This window comes from Streptomyces sp. NPDC086080 (genome assembly GCF_044540255.1).
Taxonomy (GTDB): Bacteria; Actinomycetota; Actinomycetes; order Streptomycetales; family Streptomycetaceae; genus Streptomyces.
The window spans coordinates 37,217-57,741 of sequence record NZ_JBITRU010000015.1 but is presented as its reverse complement, the minus strand read 5'-3'; the positions used below and the strand labels follow the sequence as shown (position 1 = coordinate 57,741).

At 70.9% G+C, this 20,525-nt stretch carries 20 protein-coding genes; 7 read left to right on the top strand and 13 right to left on the bottom strand.

All coding sequences use genetic code 11. The annotated features are described in order from the left end of the window. Positions 1-18: 18 nt before the first annotated feature. Positions 19-609 (top strand): L,D-transpeptidase family protein, encoded by a 591-nt coding sequence (locus ACIF9R_RS19175; RefSeq protein WP_399981261.1) that lies wholly within the window; start codon positions 19-21, stop codon positions 607-609. Positions 610-669: 60 nt separating this feature from the next. Here ACIF9R_RS19175 and ACIF9R_RS19170 read toward each other — a convergent pair whose 3' ends face one another. From ACIF9R_RS19170 to ACIF9R_RS19130, 9 genes are all read right to left on the bottom strand, one after another. Then, a complete protein-coding gene (locus tag ACIF9R_RS19170) occupies positions 670-1,317 on the bottom strand; it encodes a TetR/AcrR family transcriptional regulator (RefSeq protein WP_399981258.1) in 648 nt (215 codons plus the stop codon). Positions 1,318-1,326: 9 nt separating this feature from the next. Continuing rightward, complete coding sequence (locus ACIF9R_RS19165) at positions 1,327-2,967, bottom strand: amidohydrolase (RefSeq protein ID WP_399981256.1); 1,641 nt, start codon at positions 2,965-2,967, stop codon at positions 1,327-1,329. Continuing rightward, positions 2,964-3,449 carry an acyl-CoA thioesterase gene (locus ACIF9R_RS19160; RefSeq protein ID WP_399981254.1) on the bottom strand — a complete coding sequence of 162 codons (486 nt, stop codon included), beginning with the start codon at positions 3,447-3,449 and terminating at the stop codon, positions 2,964-2,966. Before ACIF9R_RS19160 ends, ACIF9R_RS19165 begins: the two co-directional genes overlap by 4 nt. Next, entirely contained in the window at positions 3,446-5,053 is a 1,608-nt protein-coding gene (locus tag ACIF9R_RS19155) for an AMP-binding protein (protein WP_399981251.1), read from the bottom strand. Before ACIF9R_RS19155 ends, ACIF9R_RS19160 begins: the two co-directional genes overlap by 4 nt. Next, on the bottom strand, positions 5,050-5,778 hold the full coding sequence (locus ACIF9R_RS19150; protein ID WP_399981248.1) for an enoyl-CoA hydratase/isomerase family protein: 729 nt from the start codon (positions 5,776-5,778) through the stop codon (positions 5,050-5,052). The genes ACIF9R_RS19155 and ACIF9R_RS19150 overlap by 4 nt, the downstream gene beginning before the upstream one ends. A 120-nt stretch (positions 5,779-5,898) precedes the next feature. After that, positions 5,899-6,660, bottom strand: a complete 762-nt coding sequence (locus ACIF9R_RS19145) for an amino acid ABC transporter ATP-binding protein (RefSeq protein WP_399981245.1) — start codon at positions 6,658-6,660, stop codon at positions 5,899-5,901. A gap of 13 nt (positions 6,661-6,673) precedes the next feature. After that, complete coding sequence (locus ACIF9R_RS19140) at positions 6,674-7,327, bottom strand: amino acid ABC transporter permease (RefSeq protein WP_399981243.1); 654 nt, start codon at positions 7,325-7,327, stop codon at positions 6,674-6,676. A 43-nt stretch (positions 7,328-7,370) separates the two neighbouring features. Continuing rightward, positions 7,371-8,180: an ABC transporter substrate-binding protein gene (locus tag ACIF9R_RS19135; RefSeq protein ID WP_399981241.1), complete on the bottom strand. Its 810-nt coding sequence runs from the start codon at positions 8,178-8,180 to the stop codon at positions 7,371-7,373. Positions 8,181-8,716: 536 nt separating this feature from the next. Then, positions 8,717-9,520, bottom strand: coding sequence for a VOC family protein (locus ACIF9R_RS19130; RefSeq protein ID WP_399981239.1), 804 nt, complete (start codon positions 9,518-9,520; stop codon positions 8,717-8,719). Positions 9,521-9,725: 205 nt separating this feature from the next. Between ACIF9R_RS19130 and ACIF9R_RS19125 the strand changes: the two genes are divergently transcribed. Then, positions 9,726-10,577, top strand: coding sequence for a sulfurtransferase (locus tag ACIF9R_RS19125; RefSeq protein ID WP_399981236.1), 852 nt, complete (start codon positions 9,726-9,728; stop codon positions 10,575-10,577). 97 nt (positions 10,578-10,674) lie between these two features. On the opposite strand, the gene sepH is transcribed toward ACIF9R_RS19125, so the two are convergent. The 3 genes from sepH to ACIF9R_RS19110 all read right to left on the bottom strand — a co-directional run bounded on the left by sepH (position 10,675) and on the right by ACIF9R_RS19110 (position 14,556). After that, positions 10,675-11,724, bottom strand: coding sequence for a septation protein SepH (gene sepH / locus ACIF9R_RS19120; RefSeq protein WP_399981233.1), 1,050 nt, complete (start codon positions 11,722-11,724; stop codon positions 10,675-10,677). A gap of 314 nt (positions 11,725-12,038) precedes the next feature. Then, entirely contained in the window at positions 12,039-13,358 is a 1,320-nt protein-coding gene (locus tag ACIF9R_RS19115) for a D-arabinono-1,4-lactone oxidase (protein ID WP_399981230.1), read from the bottom strand. Continuing rightward, positions 13,318-14,556: an MFS transporter gene (locus ACIF9R_RS19110; protein WP_399981227.1), complete on the bottom strand. Its 1,239-nt coding sequence runs from the start codon at positions 14,554-14,556 to the stop codon at positions 13,318-13,320. The genes ACIF9R_RS19115 and ACIF9R_RS19110 overlap by 41 nt, the downstream gene beginning before the upstream one ends. Positions 14,557-14,702: 146 nt before the next feature. Here ACIF9R_RS19110 and ACIF9R_RS19105 point away from each other — a divergent pair, with 146 nt between their 5' ends. Together ACIF9R_RS19105 and ACIF9R_RS19100 are read left to right on the top strand one after the other, a co-directional pair. Further along, the gene (locus ACIF9R_RS19105) at positions 14,703-15,830 is read left to right on the top strand and encodes a ferrochelatase (RefSeq protein ID WP_399981225.1); all 1,128 of its coding nucleotides are present in this window, start codon (positions 14,703-14,705) and stop codon (positions 15,828-15,830) included. 8 nt (positions 15,831-15,838) lie between these two features. Further along, positions 15,839-16,654: an inositol monophosphatase family protein gene (locus ACIF9R_RS19100; protein WP_399981222.1), complete on the top strand. Its 816-nt coding sequence runs from the start codon at positions 15,839-15,841 to the stop codon at positions 16,652-16,654. Between the two features lie 640 nt (positions 16,655-17,294). Here the strand turns inward: ACIF9R_RS19100 and ACIF9R_RS19095 are convergent. Then, positions 17,295-17,468 carry a hypothetical protein gene (locus ACIF9R_RS19095; RefSeq protein WP_399981220.1) on the bottom strand — a complete coding sequence of 58 codons (174 nt, stop codon included), beginning with the start codon at positions 17,466-17,468 and terminating at the stop codon, positions 17,295-17,297. Positions 17,469-17,932: 464 nt separating this feature from the next. On the opposite strand from ACIF9R_RS19095, the gene ACIF9R_RS19090 reads away from it, so the two are divergent. From ACIF9R_RS19090 to ACIF9R_RS19080, 3 genes are all read left to right on the top strand, one after another. Further along, positions 17,933-18,586: a response regulator transcription factor gene (locus tag ACIF9R_RS19090; RefSeq protein ID WP_266726523.1), complete on the top strand. Its 654-nt coding sequence runs from the start codon at positions 17,933-17,935 to the stop codon at positions 18,584-18,586. A 5-nt stretch (positions 18,587-18,591) separates the two neighbouring features. Beyond that, complete coding sequence (locus ACIF9R_RS19085) at positions 18,592-19,833, top strand: sensor histidine kinase (RefSeq protein WP_399981217.1); 1,242 nt, start codon at positions 18,592-18,594, stop codon at positions 19,831-19,833. Positions 19,834-20,227: 394 nt separating this feature from the next. Further along, the gene (locus ACIF9R_RS19080; protein ID WP_003993510.1) at positions 20,228-20,524 is read left to right on the top strand and encodes a DUF4193 domain-containing protein; all 297 of its coding nucleotides are present in this window, start codon (positions 20,228-20,230) and stop codon (positions 20,522-20,524) included. The last annotated feature ends 1 nt before the right edge of the window (position 20,525 follow it).

Genomic DNA, 20,525 nt, shown 5'->3' with positions numbered 1-20,525 from the left:
ACGGAAGGAACACGTCCCATGACCACGCTCGGTCTGCGTACCTGTCTTGCCCCGCTCGCCCTCGCCACGGCCCTCGTCGGCGGTCTGGTCGCCACGACGACCGCGACCGCCCCGGAAGCCCATGCGGCGGGCGGCAGTTACTACCTGTACTTCAAGAAGAACGCGTCCAACCCGATCAACTCCAAGCTGTACCTGATGAAGAGCGTGGCCAACGCCAAGGACAAGGTCGTCGCCAAGTACCGCGCCGGCTCCGGCAACGGCAGCAAGAACGAGTGCGCCCTCAGCAAGGGATGGCTGCCGGGGACCAACACGAAGAACGGCAAGTACAAGATCGAGTTCCACCGCACGAACTTCGACGGCATCATCAACGGCTACGTCATCAAGCTGTCGGACAAGAAGTGCAACAAGGGCACCAAGCGCACGGAGTTGTTCGTGCACAGCGAGATGAAGCCGAACGGCAAGCAGGGCACCATCGAGTCCGAGCGCTGGGACGGAGTGAGGGACTACTACTCCAACGGCTGCATCAAGCTGAAGCCGGCCGACATCAAGGACCTCTTCGCCAAGGCCAAGCGCTACGGCTGGCCGAAGACGCTGTACGTCGTCAAGTAGCCCGCACGGGAGTCGTCCGCGGACCGGCCGGGCCTGTCGGCCCCATCCCGCCCGGGCCGGTCACTCCTCGCAGAGGACCAGTTCCCTGAACCAGGTGATCGGCGGCAGGTCCAGGTCGGTCAGCCGGATACGGCCCTGCTCCTGCCTGGCCTCCACCTGCGCGAGGACGAGGTCGGCGTGGATGGTCGCGACCTGGTCGAGGCCCAGCTCACCCGTGTCCGAGTACCAGTAGGCGACGCCGGTGCACATTTCGAGCAGTGCGAGCCGCGTCACCCTGGCGTCCGGCACCGTCATGGTGCCGGACGCCGATCCGCCGGCGAGCTGCAGTCGCCACAGTTCCTCGTACTCGTCCCGCAACGCGACGATGATGTCGCGGTTCTCCTTGCCGAGCGACCGCAGTTCGGTGTCGACGACGACGGTCTGCGTCCGGCGGAGTCCGTGGGCGAGCACGTGCATGATCGTCAGTGCGGCAAGGCCCTCGACCGGCGAGTTGACCTTGGCCAGTACCGTACGCGCGTCGTCGATCAGCCGACCGAGGCTCTCGCGCATCAGCCGGACGAGCAGATCTTCCTTGCCGTCCATGTAGTGGTAGAGGGTGGCCAGGGAGATGCCCGAGGCGGCGGCGAGTTCCCGGATGCCGGTGGCCTGGAAGCCACGGGAGGCGAACAGCTCCAGGGCCGTGGACCGCAGACGCGCATACGAGGACATGCACCCACCCTAAGCCAGAACGCCGAGGTCGTGAACGGTTCGCCCGCCCACCACCGTTGCCAGGACCTCGATCTCCGGGAGCTCGTCCACGGGCACCTGCGTCGGATCCTTCGCGAGCACCACGAAGTCGGCGAGGTAACCCGGGGCGATCAGACCACGCGACCGCTCGGCGCGCATCGCGTAGGCCGATCCCACCGTGTAGCTGCGCAGCGCGGTCTCCACGTCGATCCCTTCGTCCGGGGCCAGTGACCGCCCGCCGACGGTGCGCCGGGTGACCAGCGCGTGCACATTGGCCAGCGGCGCGCCGGTGACCACCGGGCGGTCCGAACTGCCGGGCACCACCACTCCGTGGTCGAGGAAGCTGCGGACCCGGTAGCACCAGTCCGCTCGGTCCGCTCCCAGAGCAGCGGCCATGCCGTCGCCTGCCTCGCGCACCAGGGCGCCCTGCGGTACCGGGATCACCCCGAGCCCGGCGACCCGCTCCACCTGCTCCGGCGAGGTGATCGCGCAGTGTTCGATGCGGTGCCTGGGATCCTTCCTCGGGTACCGGCGTTGCGCCTCCGCGTACGCCGCCAGTACGACGTCCACCGCCCGGTCGCCGATCGCGTGGGTGGCGACCTGCCAGCCGGCCCGGTGGGCCGCGATGACGGTCGCGGTCAGCCGGTCCTCGTCGGCCTGCAGGAAGCCCCGGTTGCCGGGATCGTCGGTGTAGTCGTGGCACATCGCCGCTGTGCGGCCGATCAGCGAACCGTCCGAGAACACCTTGACCGCGCCGAGGCGGAGCCAGTCGTCACCGAAACCGGTCCGCATCCCCAGGTCGAGTCCGAGCCGGTAGGGATCGTCGGCATGGGCGTCCAGCGGATGCAGTACGTCCGAGGCGACCATGAGCGTCACCCGCAGGGGCAGCAGCCGTTCGTCCCGTGCCTGCTGGTAGGCCGCGACCTCGACGCCGCTGTGGCCGATCCAGCCGCCTCCGATACCCGCTTCCTGCACGGAGGTGATCCCCTCCGCAACATAGCGGCGGGCGGCGGCTCCGATCGCGCCTGCCAGCACGTCCGCGGAGAACGGGAAGACCTGGCTGCGCACCAGTTCCTGGGCACGTTCCTGGAGGAGACCGGTGGGCCGTCCCGAGGCGTCGCGCACGATGCATCCGCCGTCGGGGTCAGGGGCGGTCGCGGCACCGGACCTGGCGAGCACCAGCGAGTTGACCACGCACATGTGTCCACTGGCGTGTTTGAGCCACACCGGGTGGTCCGGTGCCGCCCTGTCCAGGCTCTCCGCGGTCGGGTGCCCCCCGGCCAGCTGGTTCTGGTCGTAACCCGCCCCGATGATCCACTCTCCCGGCGGCCGCCGGGCGGCCTCCCGGGCCACCGCGGCGCAGATGTCGTCGACACTGCGCATCCGTCCCGGGCCGAGGTCGAGTTCGCCGAGGCTGAGCCCGTACCAGGCCATGTGGTTGTGCGCGTCGTGGAATCCCGGCAGTACGCACCGTCCCGCGAGGTCGACGGTGCGCTTCGCGGACAGGCCCGTCACCTCCTCCTCCCCGACCGCGACCACCCGGTCCGCCAGGGTGGCGAAGGCGGTCGCCCGCGGCCGGCCGCGGTCCATGGTGAGGACGCGGGCATTGCGGTACACGGCATCGACCTTCACGGGCGGGCCTCCAGGTCGTGCTCGGAGAAGAGGGTGTGCAGCCGTTGCCGGAACTCCGGGCTCCAGGGTTGGGGCCGACGGGTGCCCCAGTCGACGTGGACCACGGTTCGGGTTCCTTCGGCGACGGTGGCTCCGGTGCCGGCCGCCGTGACGGTGAAGGCCATGGCCAGGCTGGTACACCCGAGGTGTTCCACCCGCTGCTCGATGTCGAGCGGGCCGGGCCCTTCGACCGGACGGCGGAAGGCGAGCCGTACCGCGGCCACGACGTGATGGCGTTCCGGCCGGACCGCGGGGTCGCAGTGGTAGGCGTATCCCATGGCGTCGAGGAGCCGGCTGAAGGCGCGTTCGGCGTGCACGACGAACCGCGCGTGGTGCAGGACGCCGAGGGCGTCCAGCTCGTCCCAGGCGACGACGGTCGTGGTGCGGTACCGGCCGGTGATGTCGGTCGCCGGGCCGGCCGTGCCGCGCCCGACGGCCGTCACCGCCGTCCTCCCGGATCGTTCGCCGCCGAGGCGCCGACGCCGGCCGCGTCCCAGCAGGGCTCGCGGTCCGCCCGCAGTTGGGCTTTGGCCACCCGCTCCGACGGGGTGGCGGGCAGCTCCGTACGCACGCACCAGTAGCGGGGAACCTTGAACGGCGCCAGCCGCCGACGGCAGAACTCCCGCAGTTCCGGCAGGTCCGGCACGGTGTCGCCGTCGGGCACCAGGAAGACCTTGACCTCCTCGCCCCGGATGGGATCCGGCTCGGGCACCACCGCGGCGACCCGCACCGACGGGTGGGACTCCAGGAGTGCCTCGACCTCCCGTGCCGAGATGTTCTCTCCCGACCGGCGCACCATGTCCTTCGCCCGGCCCAGGTAGTGGACCCGGCCCGCGCCGTCCATCCGGACCCGGTCGCCGGTGTGCAGCCAGCCGGACCGGAAGATCTCGGCGCTGGCCTCCGGCCGGCGCCAGTAACCATCCATCAGTCCGGTGCCGCTGATCACCAGTTCGCCCACTTCACCCACCGGGACGGGCCGGTCCTCGCCGTCCACGACGGCCACCCGTTTACCGGGCTGCGGCCGGCCGATGCAGCCGGTGCCGACCACCTCGTCGTGGTCCTGGGGGGTGACGATGAGGTCGGCACCGGACTCGGTCATGCCGAACGCCTCGTACCACGGCGCGCCCCAGCGGTCCTCCAGTGCTCGGTGCAGGTCGGTGGGAATCCCGGACGCCAGGATCGCCCGCACCTTGTGCTCCCGGTCGCGGGGGTGCGGCGGCTGCGCCAGCAGGGCGGCCGGCATCATGCCGAGGCAGTAGAACACCGTGACCCCGTGCTGCCGGACGTCGTCCCACATCCGGCTGGCACGGAAACGGTCGGCCACCACCAGCCGGGCGCCCGACAGCAGCGCGGCCACGACGTTCCACTGCGGGTCCATGTAGCTGAACGGCTGGGCCGTGTAGAGAACGTCCTGCTCACCGAGTCCCGGGAAGTTCTCCCGTAGCGCGTGCCCGATCGTGAGCCAGTACCGGTGGTTGAGCATGCACCCCTTGGGCAGCCCGGACGTTCCGGATGTGTACTGGACGTTGACCAGGTCACCCGGTTCCCCGTTGTCCTCGGCGGACGGCGCCGGCCCGGCGGCGGTGTCGTGCGCGTCGTCGGCCCCGTCCAGCGGCAGCCGGTCCGTGAGCACGGTGGTGACCTCGATGCCCGCCTCGTCCGCGGCGGCACCGATCACCGCGAGGTGTTCGGGGACGGTCACCACGAGCGACGGTTCGGCATCGCTCAGCAGGTGTGCCGCGTCGGTGCTCCCGGTCCGTGTGTTGATCGGAACGATCACCCGCCGCGAACGTGCCGCGGCCAGCCACACCAGCGGGAACTCCGGCACATTCGGCAGCATCACCGCCACCCGGTCGCCCGGGGAACCGTGCCGGCGCAGCAGGGCCGCGATACGGTCCACCGCCCTGTCGATCTGGGTGAACGTCCACATCGGCCGGTCGGCGTCCGGGAAGACCCATGCGATCCGTTCGCCGTATTGAGCGGCCGCCCGGGAGAGCAGGTCTCCCAGTGTCCGCGGCTGCCGTGCGGCGGATGCGTTGCCGGTCACGCGGTACCCCACTTCCGGTCCTGCGCGGTCGCGTCCCGCCCCGGATCCTCGGTGTCGACGACCCGCATGGACAGATCCACCTCCATGGTGAGTGCTTCCTCCAGCCCGGCGCCCAGACCGCGGTCGATCCCCTCCTTGGCGAGTGCCAGCGGTATGGACGGCTTGTCGAGCAGGCTCTCGGCCAGGGCGAGCGCCCGCCGGCGTTCCTCGCCCTCCGGCACCACCTCGTTCACCATTCCCCAGCCGTGGGCCTCCTCCGCGGTGAACACCGCACCCGTCATGAGCAGGTACTTGGCCCGCTGCGGGCCGAGTACCGCGCCCAGGAGCTGGGAGACGCCGTTGGTGACGGCCAGCCCGGCGCCGACTTCGGGAAAGGAGAACCGGGTGCCCTCCGCGGCCACGACCAGGTCGCAGGCGACGGCCCACTCGCACCCCGCGCCCACCGCCCAGCCATGGACCGCGGCGATGACCGGCACCGGGGCCCGTTTGATCGCCCGGGTGACATCCTGAAGGCGCTCCAGTCGTTCTCTGGCCGACAGCGCGTTCTCCTTCGGGACCGGCTCCTTGAGATCGTGGCCGCTGCAGAACGCCCGGCCGGCCCCGGTGAGCAGGATGGCCCGGGCGCCCTCGTCGACGGCTCGCCGTACGGCGGCGGCCACCGCGCGGGCCACCGTGTCGGTGACCGCGTTGAGGCGGTGCGGGCGGTTCAGCTCGATCACAGCCACCGAGCCGAGTGTCTCGCACCGCACGGGCTCGGGGTCCTGGCCCGCCTCCGCCCCCGTGCCCGTCCCGTCCCCGTCTCGCCCGTTCGATACGTGCACGGCAACCCGCTTGTGTGTCACGGCTCAGACCCTTTCCACCTGGCGGAGGAATGCCCGGCCCCGCTCGCTGCCCGGCTCGTCCAGCACCTGCGCCGGAGAGCCCTGTTCGGCGATTCCGCCGTCCGCCATGAGCACGATGCGATCGGCGACACTGCGAGCGAACCGCATCTCGTGGGTGACCACGGCCATCGTCGTCCCGGCCTCTGCCAGGTCCCGCATCACCGCGAGCACCTCACCCACCAGCTCCGGATCCAGCGCGCTCGTCGGTTCGTCGAAGAGCATGACCATGGGCCGCATCGCCAGCGCGCGTGCGATGGCCACCCGCTGCTGCTGACCACCGGACAGGCTCGCCGGATAGCGGTCGGCGAACTGCCCGAGCCCCACCTGCTCCAGCAGCCGTGTGGCGGTGGCCCGGGCCTCCTCCCGCTCCCGCCCGGCGACCCGGACGGGAGCGGTCATGACGTTGTCCAGGACCGACTTGTGCGGCCACAGGTTGAAGTGCTGGAAGACCATGCCGACCTGACGTCGCACCAGGTTGAGCGCCTTCTCCTCGTACCGCAGCGGCCGGCCGTCGATGAGGATCTCACCCGAGTCGATCCGCTCCAGTCCGTTGATACAGCGCAGCAGTGTGCTCTTGCCGGCCCCCGACGGTCCGATCAGTACGACGACTTCGCCGGTGTCCACCTCCAGGTCGACGCCGTCGAGCACGGTGTGCGCGCCGTATGCCTTGCGGATCTGCCGCATGCGCACCAGCGGTTCCGTGGCCCCGTTGTCGGGACTGTTCATGTCCTCGCGCCTCTCAGATCGCGTATCGGGTGTGTCTGCGCTCCAGCCGGCGCAGCAGCGCCGTCAGGATCAGCACGATGACCAGGTAGTAGACGGCCGAGATGAGGTAGTACGTCAGGGGCTCGTAGGTCGCCGCGGCAAGCTTCTGCGCTTGCATGAACAGCTCCGGGACCGTGATGAACGAGGCGACCGCGGTGTCCTTGATCGCGATGATGAACTGGTTGCCCAGCGAGGGCAGGATCGCCCTGAACGCCTGCGGGGCGACCACGATCCGCATGGCCTGAGTCTTGCTCATGCCCAGTGAGCGTGCCGACTCGCTCTGCCCTCGGGGTACCGATTGCACACCGGACCGGAAGATCTCCGCCAGGTAGGCCGCGTTGTGCACGGCCAGACCGATGACCGCGGACCAGAACGCGGAGATGTTGACCAGCGTGACAAGCCCGTAGTAGATGACAAAGAGCTGGGCCACCAGGGGTGTGCCCCTGATCAGTGCAAGGTAGCCCTGCGCCGGCAGCCGCAGGACGGCCAGCCGGCTCATCCGCATCCAGGCGACCAGCAGCCCCAGGACCAGGGCGAACACCACTCCGAGCACGGCCAGTTCGAGGGTGATCTTCAACCCTTCGAGCATCAGCGGCGCGGAATTCTTGAACCCGTCCAGAACGGACATGGCATCCCTCCTCAGCAGTCAACATCGGATGGTGCCGCGCCGATCAGGAGTCGCCCTGACTGATGTCCACCCCGAACCACTTCTCGCTGAGCTCGGCGTAGGTGCCGTCGTTCTTGATCTCCGCGAGGATCTCGTCCAGCTTGGCGGTGAGCTTGGAGTTGTCCTTGCGGCCGGCGATCGCCGCAGGGTCCGGGAACAGGATCGGGCCGACCGCCTTGATCTTGAGGTCCGCCTGCTTGATCTGGTACAGGCCGAGCAGCTTGGTGGTGATCGCCGCGTCGAGCCGGCCATTGGCCAGGTCGGTCAGCACCTCGCTGTCACTCGAGTACGTCTTGACCTCGGTGATCCCGGACTGCTTCTTGGCGTAGTCCTCGAAGGTGGTGCCGAGCACCACCCCGACGGTCGCCTTGCGCAGTCCGTCGACCGAGGTGACCGTGGAGTCGTCGCTCACGAACAGCTGCGCACCGGAGACGTAGTAGTCGTTGGTGAAGTCGACCTGCTCCTTGCGCTCCGGAGTCGGCGACATCGATCCGATGATCAAGTCGTAGCGCTTGGCTTTCAGTCCTGCGACCAGTGAGTTGAACGGGCCGGTGACGGGGTTGGGGGTGAGACCCAGGCGCTCCGCGACCTCACCGCCGAGATCCACGTCGAATCCGGCCAGCTTGCCGTCCTTCTCGTAGTAGTTGAACGGCCGGTACTGCCCGCTCATCCCGAAGGTCAGCTTGCCGTTCTCGACGAGCTGGTACTCCGACGAGTCGGAGGGCTCGGAGGATCCCCCACCGCAGGCAGTCGTCGTGGCCGCCACCAGGCAGCACGCCAGAACCATCACCGCACGTCTGACAGCACTTCTCATATCCGGGTCTCCGTATCGCCAGGGCTCTCAGGGTCACACCGTCAGCCCGATCGATCGATCGATCGATCGGTTTCGCGGAAATGTACTGACGCCCCCCATGGGTGTCAACGCTTTCCGCAAGACCGCCGGAACGCCGACCACGGAGCCGGAACGGGGTGCGACAGGGCGCCCGGACGCGCCGCCGGGGCGAAGGGCGGGGGGAGTGGACGTCCGGCGTGCCGTTTCCTGAGCCCAGAGGGCTGTCGGCACATGGCATGTGGATCTCGCGGCGCGGGCGGCCGACGGCTCTCGTGGTGGACCTGGCGCGAACGCGGCCCAGGGACCGACCACCCCTGCACTGCCGTCGGTCGGCGACTGCTCGGCGACGTCACGACGGGGCAGTGGGCCCGTCCGGAACGGGCTGATGCGGAGTAGCCCGGGGCGTCACCCGGGGCCGGACGGTGGTCGGCACGGAGTGGTCGCCGCCCGCCGTACGGACCTCCGCGTACATGGGGCGCGGGCGGACGGGAGGAGCCGGGCCGCCCGCGCGGCGCGCGTCAGCGCGGGTTCTGCGTCACCGCGAACCGTGCTCCCTGCGGGTCGGCCACCAGGGCGGCACGGCCGTGGTCGGCGTCGTGGGGCGGGGTGAGCACCTGACCGCCGAGGCGGAGGACCCGCTCCACCGCGTCCTCGGCGTCGGCCACGGCGAAGTACGTCGTCCAGTGCGGACCCCGGTCCCGGGGCAGGGAGTCGCCCAGGCCGTGGACGGCGGCGACGGGGCGGCCGTTCAGGCGCAGGGTGACGTGGTCGCGGTCGGCGGAGACGGTGCGCTCCTCGTCGTAGCCGAACACGGTCTCGTAGAACTTGGGTACGTGGGTGGACTCGTAGGTCGTCAGTTCGTTCCAGGCGGGCGTGCCGGGTACCCCGGTGACCGCGGTGCCCGTGTGCGCGCCCGGCTGCCAGATGCCGAAGACGGCGCCGCAGGGGTCGGAGCCGATCGCCAGGCGTCCGGCGTCGGCGGCGTCCAGCGGGCCCACCCCGATCGTGCCGCCGCACGAGCGCACCGCGTCGGCCGTCGCGTCGACGTCGTCCGAGGCGAAGTAGGGCGTCCAGGCGAGGGGCAGGCGGTGGTCCGGGGGCAGCACACCGATGCCGGCCACCGCGTGCCCGTCCAGTAAGGCGCGTACGTACGGCCCCAGTTGCCTGGGGCCGGGACGGAACTCCCATCCGAACAGAGCTCCGTAGAACTCCTCCGTCGCCTCCAGTCCGTGCACCATCAGGCTCGCCCAGCAGGGGGTGCCGGGTGTGGGCCGGGCGGATGCCGCACCGTTCGGACGGGCGTTCCACCATGCGTCGGTCATCGTCGCTCTTTTCCCGGCCGCCCATGGCGGCGGCCGTGTCCTCTCGGCCCCTGGGGGCGTGTCCCGTCCGCTCGGCGGATCGTTTCCGCGCCGATGCCGACACCGTATGTGCCCGGTCCCGTACGCCTCGTGACCGGTCCTGTCCGGCCGTGCAGAGTAGCGGGACGCGGGCGACTCGGCCACCCCATGGGCGAGGATGGTGACCATGAACGCCATCCTCTCCGCATCCGAACTCGCGAGCGAACTGATGGGCGGGAATCCGCCGGTGCTGCTCGACGTCCGCTGGCAGCTCAGCACGTCCCGGGCGGCCGGTGAACCGCCGTTCGACGGGCGGGCCGCGTACCTGGCCGGGCATCTTCCCGGTGCCGTCTTCGTCGACCTGGACGAGGAGTTGGCGTCCGCGCCGGGCGGGCACGGTCGCCATCCGCTGCCGGACCTCGCGGTGTTCGGTGCGGCGATGCGGCGGGCGGGCGTGTCGTCCGCGACGCCGGTCGTCGTGTACGACGGGGGCATGGGCTGGGGTGCGGCCCGCGCGTGGTGGCTGCTGCGCTGGACGGGTCACCCGGACGTGCGGGTCCTCGACGGCGGGTTGCCGTCCTGGGAGGGCCCGTTGGAGACGTCGGTGCCGCAGCCGGACGAGGGGGACTTCGCGCCGGTGCCGGGGGAGACCGGACTGCTGGACGCCGACGGCGCGGCGGCGCTGGCGCGTTCGGGAGTACTGCTGGACGCCCGCGCGGGGGAGCGGTACCGCGGCGAGGTGGAGCCGATCGACCGGGTCGGCGGGCACATTCCGGGCGCGGTCTCGGCGCCCACCACGGAGAACGTCGGCTCCGACGGCCGATTCCGGCCGGCCGCCGAACTGGCCGCCCGCTTCAAGGGTCTGGGCGTGTCGGGGAGCGCGCCGGTCGGCGTGTACTGCGGCTCGGGTGTCTCCGGCGCGCACGAGGTGCTGGCGCTGGCGGTCGCGGGCATCCCGGCGGAGCTCTACGTCGGTTCCTGGTCGGAGTGGTCCTCGGACCCGGACCGGCCGGTGGCGGTGGGCCCGGACCCGCAGTAGCCGGGAGGGGAAATCCGGGGGCGCCCGCCATCCGGCGTGCGCCCCTCGGAGGTCGATCCGTCGTCAACCGCTTGCCCTCGCGGACAGCCCGAACGGCTTACTCCTGCTTCTTCCGCCGGGTCCCGAACACGATCTCGTCCCAACTCGGTACCGCCGCGCGGCGGCCCGGGCGGACGCCGTCCGCCTCGGCCTGACGGTCGGTCGAGCCGATGAGACGGTCCCGGTGGCTGCCGACGGAACGCGGCATGAGGACGTCCGCGTAGGCGGAACCGGCGGACGCCGCGGGAGCCGGTGGCTCCTCCGCCTCGGGCTCGGACTCCGGTTCCTCGGGTGCGGGCTCGGGCGTGCGCTCGGGCACCACCAGGTCGCCCCGGAAGCTCGGCACCGCTTCCAGGAGGCTGGTCAGCGAGTCCCGTTCGCTGGAGGCCGTGGCCGTCGTGGGCTCCTCCGCGGGATCGGACACCGGCGCGGGCAGGCCCGGCCGCTCGCGGTCGCCGGGGCGGTCCAGCGGACGGTCGCGCGGCAGCCGCGCGATCCGCGGGACGAACGGGAAGCTGGGCTCGGGCGCGGCGAGATCGTCGGACTCGCCGATGAGTGAGCGGGCCTCGTCGTCGACGGCCTGGACGAGCCGCCGGGGCGGGTCGTACGTCCAGCTCGCCGAGTGCGGTTCACCCGCGACCAGGTAGACCAGCAGCACTTCCCAGGTGCCGTCGTCGCGGCGCCAGGAGTCCCACTGAATGGTGTCCTTCTCCGCGCCGCGCAGCAGCAGCCGCTCCTGTACGGCCTCACCGAGCGGCGGACCGGAGTTCTCACCGGGGCGGCGGACCGAGGTCTTGCGGGCGCGCTCGGCCATGAACGCGCGCTCTGCCAGGACGGGGCCCTCGAACCGGCGTACGCGGTCCACGGGGATGCCGGCCATCTGTGCGACCTCTTCCGCGGTCGCGCCGGCCCTTATACGGGCCTGGATGTCACGGGGGCGGAGATGGCTCTCCACCTCGATCTCGATCTGGCCGAGGCGCGGACGGTCGCCGCGCACGGCGGCCCGGAGCCGCTCGTCGATCGGAAGCGTGTACTCCGTGCTGTCCGCAGCCTTCAGCACCAGCCGTGTGCCGTCATTCGAGACGGCCACGACACGCAGTTCGGGCATGGGGACCTCCCGGGTGGTGCCTGCCGACGTCACGTGCGTCGCTGCTTCCGCTAGTCGAGTGTGGCCTGCCCGGGTGCAGCCTGCCACAACCTTGCCGAGTTACCCGGCGTGTCGGGCGCGGGCCCTGGAACGCCGTTATGTCACGGTAATCTATTCGCAACGCTCAGTGACCAACTGCGTCAGCGTGTGCAACTAGCCCCCTCCCGGCGGTCCTTTACGGTCCCGGGCACCCTGACGGGAGACCGGACCCAGGGCTCGCAACAGTACTCCATTTGGGCCACGTGCGCGGATTGGCGCGCCGCGCAATGAATCTTCTACGACCCCAGGACCCTCCGCAAGTAGTCGTTCCGGAACCGGCGTTCCGGATCGAGGCGGTCCCGGAGCGCCGTGAATTCCTCGAAGCGCGGATACACCCGGGAGAAGTACTCGGCGTCCCGGGTGTGGATCTTCCCCCAGTGCGGCCGCCCTTCGTGGGCGGTGAAGATGCGCTCGGCGGCGGTGAAATACCCCCGATAGGGGGTGCCCTTGAACATGTGGACGGCGACGTAGGCGGTGTCGCGGCCGGACGCCGTGGACAGCGTGATGTCGTCGGCCGGCGCGGTGCGCACCTCGACCGGGAAGCTGACCTTCAGCGGTGAGCGGTCGATCATCGCCTTCAGTTCCCGCAGCGTCTCCACCAGGGCCTCGCGCGGGACGGCGTACTCCATTTCCACGAAGCGCACCCGGCGCGGCGAGGTGAACACCTTGTAGGGAATGTCGGTGTAGGTCCGCGAGGACAGGGCCTTGCTGGAGATCTGTGCGAGGGCCGGAATGGTCGCGGGCACGGCGCGGCCGACCCAGTTCGCCACCTGGAAGACGCCGTTGGAGAGGAATTCGTCCTCGAACCAGCCCTTGAGTTGCGGGACCGGCCGCTCCGGACCCGCACTGCGGTTGTTCCGCTTGGTGTTGGTGTTGCCGGTGTGCGGAAACCAGTAGAACTCGAAGTGCTCGTTCTCGGCGTGCAGTTGTTCGAACTCGGCGCAGACCCGGTCGAAGGGCATCGGCTCCTCACGGGCCGTGAGCAGAAAGACCGGCTCCACGGCGAAGGTGACCGCGGTGACGATGCCGAGGGCGCCGAGACCGATCCGCGCGGCCGCGAAGACGTCCGGATTCTCCTTCTCGGAACAGGTGAGCACCGACCCGTCGGCGGTGACCAGCTCCAGACCCTTGATCTGCGCGGCGATGGAGGCGGAGTCGCGGCCCGTGCCGTGCGTGCCGGTGCTGGTGGCCCCGGAGACCGTCTGCTCCATGATGTCGCCCATGTTGGTCAGCGACAGTCCCTCCCGCGCGAGGGCCACGTTGAGCCTCTTGAGCGGGGTGCCGGCCTCGGCCGTCACCGTGCCGGCCTCCCGGTCGATGTCACGGATGCCGGTCAGCAGGTGGGGGCGGATCAGCACCCCGTCGGTGGCGGCTATGGACGTGAAGGAGTGGCCGCTGCCGACCGGTTTCACCGGCAGGCCGTCCTCGGCGGCCCGGCGCACGGCGGCCGTCAGCTCGTCGACCGAGGCGGGCGCGACCTCCCGCGCGGGGCGCGCGGAGACGGTGCCTCCCCAGTTACGCCATGTGCCGTTCCTCGCGCTCGCTGTGCTGCCCAACGGAGCCTCCCCGACCCGGAGCCGGCCGCTTGAGCCGGCGGTGCCCGAGGAAACCGACCGCGACCGCGACGGCCCCGGCCACCGCCGGAACCCCGTACCCGGCACGCGCCCCGGCCGCGTCGATCACCCAGCCGGCCACGGAGGAGCCGGCCGCGACCCCGGCAGCCAGCCCGGTGCTCACCCAGGTCATGCCCTCGGTGAGCTGCGCGCGTGGTACGTGCTCTTCGATGAGGGACATCGTCGTGATCATCGTCGGAGCGATGGCCAGTCCCGCAACGAACAGCGCCACGGCCAGAAACGGCAAGTTTCCGACCAGTAGGAGTGGGATCATACTCACGGCCATGGCGCAGATGCCCAGGAGCCAACGACGTTCCGGTGCCCCGGCGAACCGCAGCAGCCCGAACACGGCCCCCGCCACGCACGAGCCCAGCGCGTACACGGAGAGCACCAGGCTGGCGGCCGCCTTGTGCCCCCGCTCCTCGGCGAAGGCCACGGTGACCACGTCCACGGCGCCGAAGATCGCCCCCGTCGCCACGAACGTCGCGACCAGCACCTGAAGTCCCCCGGAACGCAGCGCCGAACCGCCCCCCTTGTGCTCGCGCGGGTGCGGCTCGGGTTCGGTGGCGTGCTGCGAGGTCAGCCAGAAGACACCGGCCGCCAGGAAGCAGGCCGCGAGCAGCGGGCCGGCCTCCGGGAACCAGGCCGTGGACAGCCCGATGGAGACGATCGGCCCGAAGATGAAGCAGACCTCGTCCACCACGGACTCGAAGGAGTACGCGGTGTGCAGGTGGGGAGTACCCCGGTACAGGGCCGCCCAGCGGGCCCGGACCATCGCGCCGACGCTCGGCACGCACCCGATGCCGACACACGCGGCGAACAGCACCCACTCCGGCCACGCGTAGTGCGCGGCGAACAGCAGCACCGCCGCCGCGGTCAGCGAGATCAGGGTCGCCGGGCGCAACACCCGCCGCTGCCCGTACCGGTCCACCAGGCGCGAGACCTGCGGACCCGCCACCGCCGCCGCGAGGGCGATCGTCGCCGTCAGGGCGCCGGCCAGTCCGTACCGCCCGGTGAGCTGGGAGATCATCGTCACCACGCCGATGCCCATCATGGACAGCGGCATCCGGCCGAGGAACCCCGCGGCGGAGAAGGCCTTGGTGCCGGGTGCGGCGAACAGGGCGCGGTAAGGGCTGGCCACGAGGTCTCCGGAGGGCTCGGTAAGGTGCGACCGCAGTCGATACAGATTACGGGCGCGGTCACCCGAATGCACCAGGGGCGACCGCCGCGCGGCCGGGACACCCCCGCCGTGTCCCGGCCGGCGCTGCCGGGTGGCAGGATCGGGGCATGCCTGACGTGCTCGATGCCAGCCCCTACGACGCCCTGCTGCTGCTCTCCTTCGGCGGCCCCGAAGGCCCGGACGACGTGGTCCCGTTCCTGGAGAACGTGACCCGCGGGCGAGGTATCCCCAAGGAACGCCTCAAGGAAGTCGGGCAGCACTACTTCCTCTTCGGCGGGGTCAGCCCCATCAACGGCCAGAACCGCGCCCTGCTGGACGCGCTGCGGAAGGACTTCGCCGGGAACGGCCTGGACCTGCCGGTCTACTGGGGCAACCGCAACTGGGCTCCCTACCTCACCGACACCCTGCGCGAGATGGTCCGGGACGGCCGCCGCCGCATCCTCGTCCTCGCCACCAGCGCCTACGCCTCGTACTCCGGCTGCCGCCAGTACCGCGAGAACCTCGCCGACTCCCTCGCGGCCCTGGAGGCGGAGGGCCTGGAGCTGCCGAGGATCGACAAGCTGCGGCACTACTTCAACCACCCCGGCTTCGTCGAACCCATGATCGACGGGGTGGTCCGCTCGCTCGCCGACCTCCCCGAGGACGTCCGGGACGGCGCGCACATCGCCTTCTGCACCCACTCCATCCCGGAAACCGCCGCGGACACCTCCGGCCCCGTCGAGGGTCACGGGGACGGCGGGGCGTACGTCGCCCAGCACCTCGACGTGGCCCGGCTGATCGCCGACGCGGTCCGGGAGCGCACCGGCGTCGACCACCCGTGGCAGCTGGTCTACCAGTCCCGCTCGGGAGCCCCGCACATCCCGTGGCTGGAGCCCGACATCTGCGACCACCTGGAGGAGCGGCACGCCGCCGGGGCCCCGGCCGTGGTGATGGCGCCCATCGGCTTCGTCTCCGACCACATGGAGGTGATCTACGACCTCGACACGGAGGCCACGGCCAAGGCGGAGGAGCTGGGACTGCCGGTACGCCGCTCGGCGACCGTCGGCGCCGACCCGCGGTTCGCCGCCGCGATCCGCGAGCTGATCGTGGAGCGCGCGGGGAGCGAACGCGGGGAGGACGTCACGCCGTGCGCCCTGGGCGCGCTCGGCGCGAGCCACAACCTCTGTCCGGTGGGCTGCTGCCCGGCCCGCGCCCCGCGTCCCGCCGCGGCGGGCGTCGACAGCCCCTACGCATGAGGAGCCCCGTGACCGACCCCCTGCACGCGGAACTGCTGGAGCTGGCCCGGGACGCGGCCCACCGCGCGGGCACGCTGCTGCGGGACGGCCGCCCGGCGGACCTCGCCGTCGCCGCGACCAAGTCCAGCCCGATCGACGTGGTCACCGAGATGGACATCGCGGCCGAGAAGCTGATCACCACGCTGATCGCCGAGCGCCGCCCGGAGGACGGCTTCCTCGGCGAGGAGGGCGCCTCCACCGAGGGCAGCAGCGGCATCCGCTGGGTGATCGATCCCCTCGACGGCACCGTGAACTATCTGTACGGCCTGCCGACCTGGGCCGTCTCCATCGCCGCGGAGCAGGACGGCGAGACCGTCGTCGGGGCCGTGGTGGCCCCCATGCGCGGCGAGGCGTACCACGCGGTGCGCGGTGGCGGCGCGCGGGCCACCGGTGCCTGGGAGGGCGAGCGCGAGCTGCGCTGCCGTCCCTCGCCGCCCCTGGACCAGGCGCTGGTCTCGACCGGCTTCAACTACGTCACCGAGGTCCGGTCCCACCAGGCCGACGTGGTGCAACGGCTGATTCCCCTGCTGCGGGACATCCGCCGCGGCGGCTCGGCCGCGATCGACCTGTGCGATGTCGCGGCGGGCAGGCTGGACGGCTATTACGAGCGCGGACTGCACCCCTGGGACCTCGCCGCCGGTGACCTCATCGCGCGGGAGGCGGGCGCGATGACCGGTGGACGAGCCGGGGACGGCCCCTCCCGCGAGCTGACCGTCGCTGCCAGTCCTGGCGTCTTCGCGCCGCTCCAGAGGCTCCTGGAGGACCTGGGCGCCTGGCACGACTGACCGGCGTCCGCCCGTCCCCGCAGGGGCGCCCGACCCAGTGCCGGGTCGGGCGCCCCTGCGGGGTCTTGTGCAGCGGTGCCGGTGGCCTCCGGCCGTGGCCGAAGGGCGCGTCACGGCCGATCCCCGGTCGGCGCCGGTCCCTGGGCGGTGGCCGGATGGCGGATGGTCCTGTGCAGGTGGCCGGTGGCGTCCGGCCGTGCCCGGCAGGCGATGCGCTGCCCTTGCCGCCCCATGGTCGGCGCGCCGGGACCGGCCCCGGGCGGCGGGCCGTCCGTGTGACGGGATGGCGTCCCGCCCGGTGGTGTAGCGGAGCGAGACGTCGGAATCCGCAGGCCAGGGGCGGTGCCCATGCGTCGTCCGACGTCCGACCCGCCTCACCGGGACGCTTCCCGGGCTGCCGTCTCCACGGAGATCGCCATGGGCCCTGAAACGGAACGCGCACTGCATGATCCCCTACACCACGTCGTGGCACGTCGTGGCGCACGAACTGCGAGGGTCGTCCCGGCGGTGTCCCTGCGACGGACGGTCCCCGGGCGGCGGCGGTCGGTCCCGGGGTGGTGCCTCACCCGCGCCGGACGGTGGAACGAACAGGAACGGGCCCCGGCGCTGGATCGCCGGGGCCCGTTCACCTACAAGCCGATCAGACGCTGTACGCGCCGACCTCCACGCCGTGCTCGGCGGCGAGGCGGCGCAGGTCGTCGAGCTCGCCCTGCTCCACATCGACGAGGAAGTCGTCGCCCTCGTCGCGAGCCCGCGTCAGATCGGACTCGGTCGCCTTTATGCGCTGCAGAAGTCCTGCGGTGAATGCGTCCATGCTGCGCCCCCTCGTCCTGGGTCGGATGGGTCGGTGGCACGGGGGTGTGCCGTTCGGAAGGGTTGATCACGCCCGGAGCGGATGCCCTGCGCCACCCTGCCGGGCGGCGACGGTCCGGACATCCACGCCCGCTCTGCGGAAGCGGACTGCGTCGCACCGCATGGTGGTGCGGTACATGCGGAGCGTGATCGCGGGATGTAAACCCGTCCTCCCCAAGCTCCCTCCCGCGGAAACCTAACCGGGCGAGAAAATCTCGTATTCCCGCCCCGTTCGCCCGGACGTTCCCCGGTCGCGCGACCGTCGGCCACGGGCCGTTTCCCCGCCCCGCCACGGGCCCTCCCCCCGCCTTACAGCCGACTTACGGCCGAAAAGGGCAGGATGGAGGCAACACACCCACCAGCACCCCCGCCCGCGTGCGCCCTCCGGCGCTGCGCGGGCACGGGACATGAGGAAGGACAAGCGACGTGCGCGTACTCGTCGTCGAGGACGAGCAACTGCTCGCCGATGCGGTGGCCACCGGCCTGCGCCGGGAGGCCATGGCCGTCGACGTCGTGTACGACGGCGCGGCCGCCCTGGAGCGGATCGGCGTCAACGACTACGACGTGGTCGTCCTCGACCGTGACCTCCCGCTCGTGCACGGCGACGACGTCTGCCGCAGGATCGTCGAGCTCGGCATGCCCACCCGCGTGCTGATGCTCACCGCGTCCGGCGATGTCAGCGACCGCGTCGAGGGCCTGGAGATCGGCGCCGACGACTATCTGCCCAAGCCCTTCGCGTTCAGCGAGCTCATCGCGCGCGTGCGCGCTCTCGGGCGGCGTACCAGCGTGCCGCTGCCGCCCGTCCTGGAACGCGCCGGGATCAAGCTCGACCCCAACCGCCGCGAGGTCTTCCGCGAGGGCAAGGAGGTCCAGCTGGCGCCGAAGGAGTTCGCCGTGCTGGAGGTGCTCATGCGCAGCGAGGGGGCGGTGGTCTCCGCGGAGCAGTTGCTGGAGAAGGCGTGGGACGAGAACACGGACCCGTTCACCAACGTGGTGCGGGTGACCGTGATGACCCTGCGCCGCAAGCTGGGCGAGCCGCCGGTCATCGTGACGGTGCCCGGCTCGGGTTACCGGATCTGATCCCCGTGGCCGCCACCCCCACGCCGGCGTCCCCGCAGGCCCCGCCGAAGCCCACCTGGGACCCCCGCAGGCCGGTACCGCCCTTCCCCTGGCTGCGCCCGACCATCCGGATAAGGCTGACCCTGCTCTACGGCGGCATGTTCCTGATCGCCGGGATCATGCTGCTGTCGATCATCTACCTGCTCGCCGCCAACGCGCTCAACGTGGGCAGCGACCTGCCGTTCCGGATCCTCTCGGGCGAGGTGTCCAGCGACGCCTGCAACCTGCGCAGCTCCCCGCTGCCCGCGGACGACCTCAACCGGGCGCTGAACGAATGCGTCAACGAGCAGCGCCAGCACGCCCTGGACGATCTGCTCAGCCGCTCGCTGCTCGCCCTGCTCGGTCTCGCGATCATCGCCTTCGCCTTCGGCTACGCCATGGCGGGACGGGTCCTGTCACCGCTGGGCCGGATCACCCGCACCGCCCGCGCGGTGGCGGGCTCGGACCTGTCCCGCCGGATCGAGCTGGACGGCCCGGACGACGAGCTGAAGGAGCTGGCCGACACCTTCGACGACATGCTGGAGCGGCTCCAGCGGGCGTTCACGGCGCAGCAGCGCTTCGTCGGCAACGCCTCGCACGAGCTGCGCACCCCGCTGGCGATCAACCGCACACTGCTCGAGGTGCATCTCTCCGACCCGGCTGCGCCGGTGGAGCTCCAGCAACTGGGAAAGACGCTGCTGGCCACCAACGAGCGCAGCGAGCAGCTCGTCGAGGGCCTGCTGCTGCTCGCCCGCAGCGACAACCAGATCGTGGAGCGGGGGCCCGTGGACCTCGCCGAGGTCGCGGGCCAGGCCATCGACCAGGTGCACGCCGAGGCGGAGGCCCGGCACGTGGAGATCCGCGGCACCCGCAAGCCGGCGGTCGTCCAGGGCAACGGGGTGCTGCTGGAACGGATCGCCCTGAACCTGGTGCAGAACGCCGTGCGGTACAACGTGCCCGAGGACGGCTGGGTCGAGGTCACCACCGAGGTCCAGCACGGTCAGGCGGTCCTGGTGGTGTCCAACACGGGCCCCGTCGTGCCGGCGTACGAGATCGACAACCTTTTCGAGCCGTTCCGCCGGCTGCGCACCGAGCGCACCGGCAGCGACAAGGGCGTCGGGCTCGGGCTCTCCATCGTGCGGTCGGTCGCCCGGGCGCACGGCGGGCACATCTACGCGCAGCCGAGGGAGGGGGGAGGGCTGGTGATGCGTGTCACCCTGCCGATCTGAGATCATGTCCCCGACACAACGGGGTGTTCGCTGTGCGCGGAATTTTCGGACCTCACCTCCGGGAATCGCCTGTGTGATCGATCACAGGGGTGTTTTCCCGGACATCCACTCTCCGTGATCATGCATCGCACCGGAAGGTCGGGAAAGTCCCGGTTTTCAGGGGCCCTGATCACGGGAAGTACACGGTGAGGCGCCTTTGATGTACGGCCTCGGGACCGTGTACGGTCCCCCTCGCCATCCAACCCGATCACTCATGAGGGATCCGGTTGGGTGTCGATTGAGTAACAGACCTTGATGTGAGGCAAAATCTCCGCCTCAGGTCGGGCACAAGTCCGGCCTCTCACGCGTTACGTGCGCTGGAGACACCGCATACACCCAGAGGGGGAGAGCGACTATGGCAACCGACTACGACACTCCACGTAAGACCGACGACGACGTCGACTCGGACAGTCTTGAAGAACTGAAGGCCCGGCGGAACGACAAGTCCGCCTCGGCCGTGGACGTCGACGAGTTCGAGGCCGCCGAAGGCCTCGAACTGCCCGGAGCGGACCTCTCGAACGAGGAGCTGGCCGTCCGGGTTCTGCCGAAGCAGCAGGACGAGTTCACCTGCATGAGTTGCTTCCTGGTGCATCACCGCAGCCAGCTGGCCCGCGAGAAGAACGGCCAGCCGATCTGCCGCGACTGCGACTGAG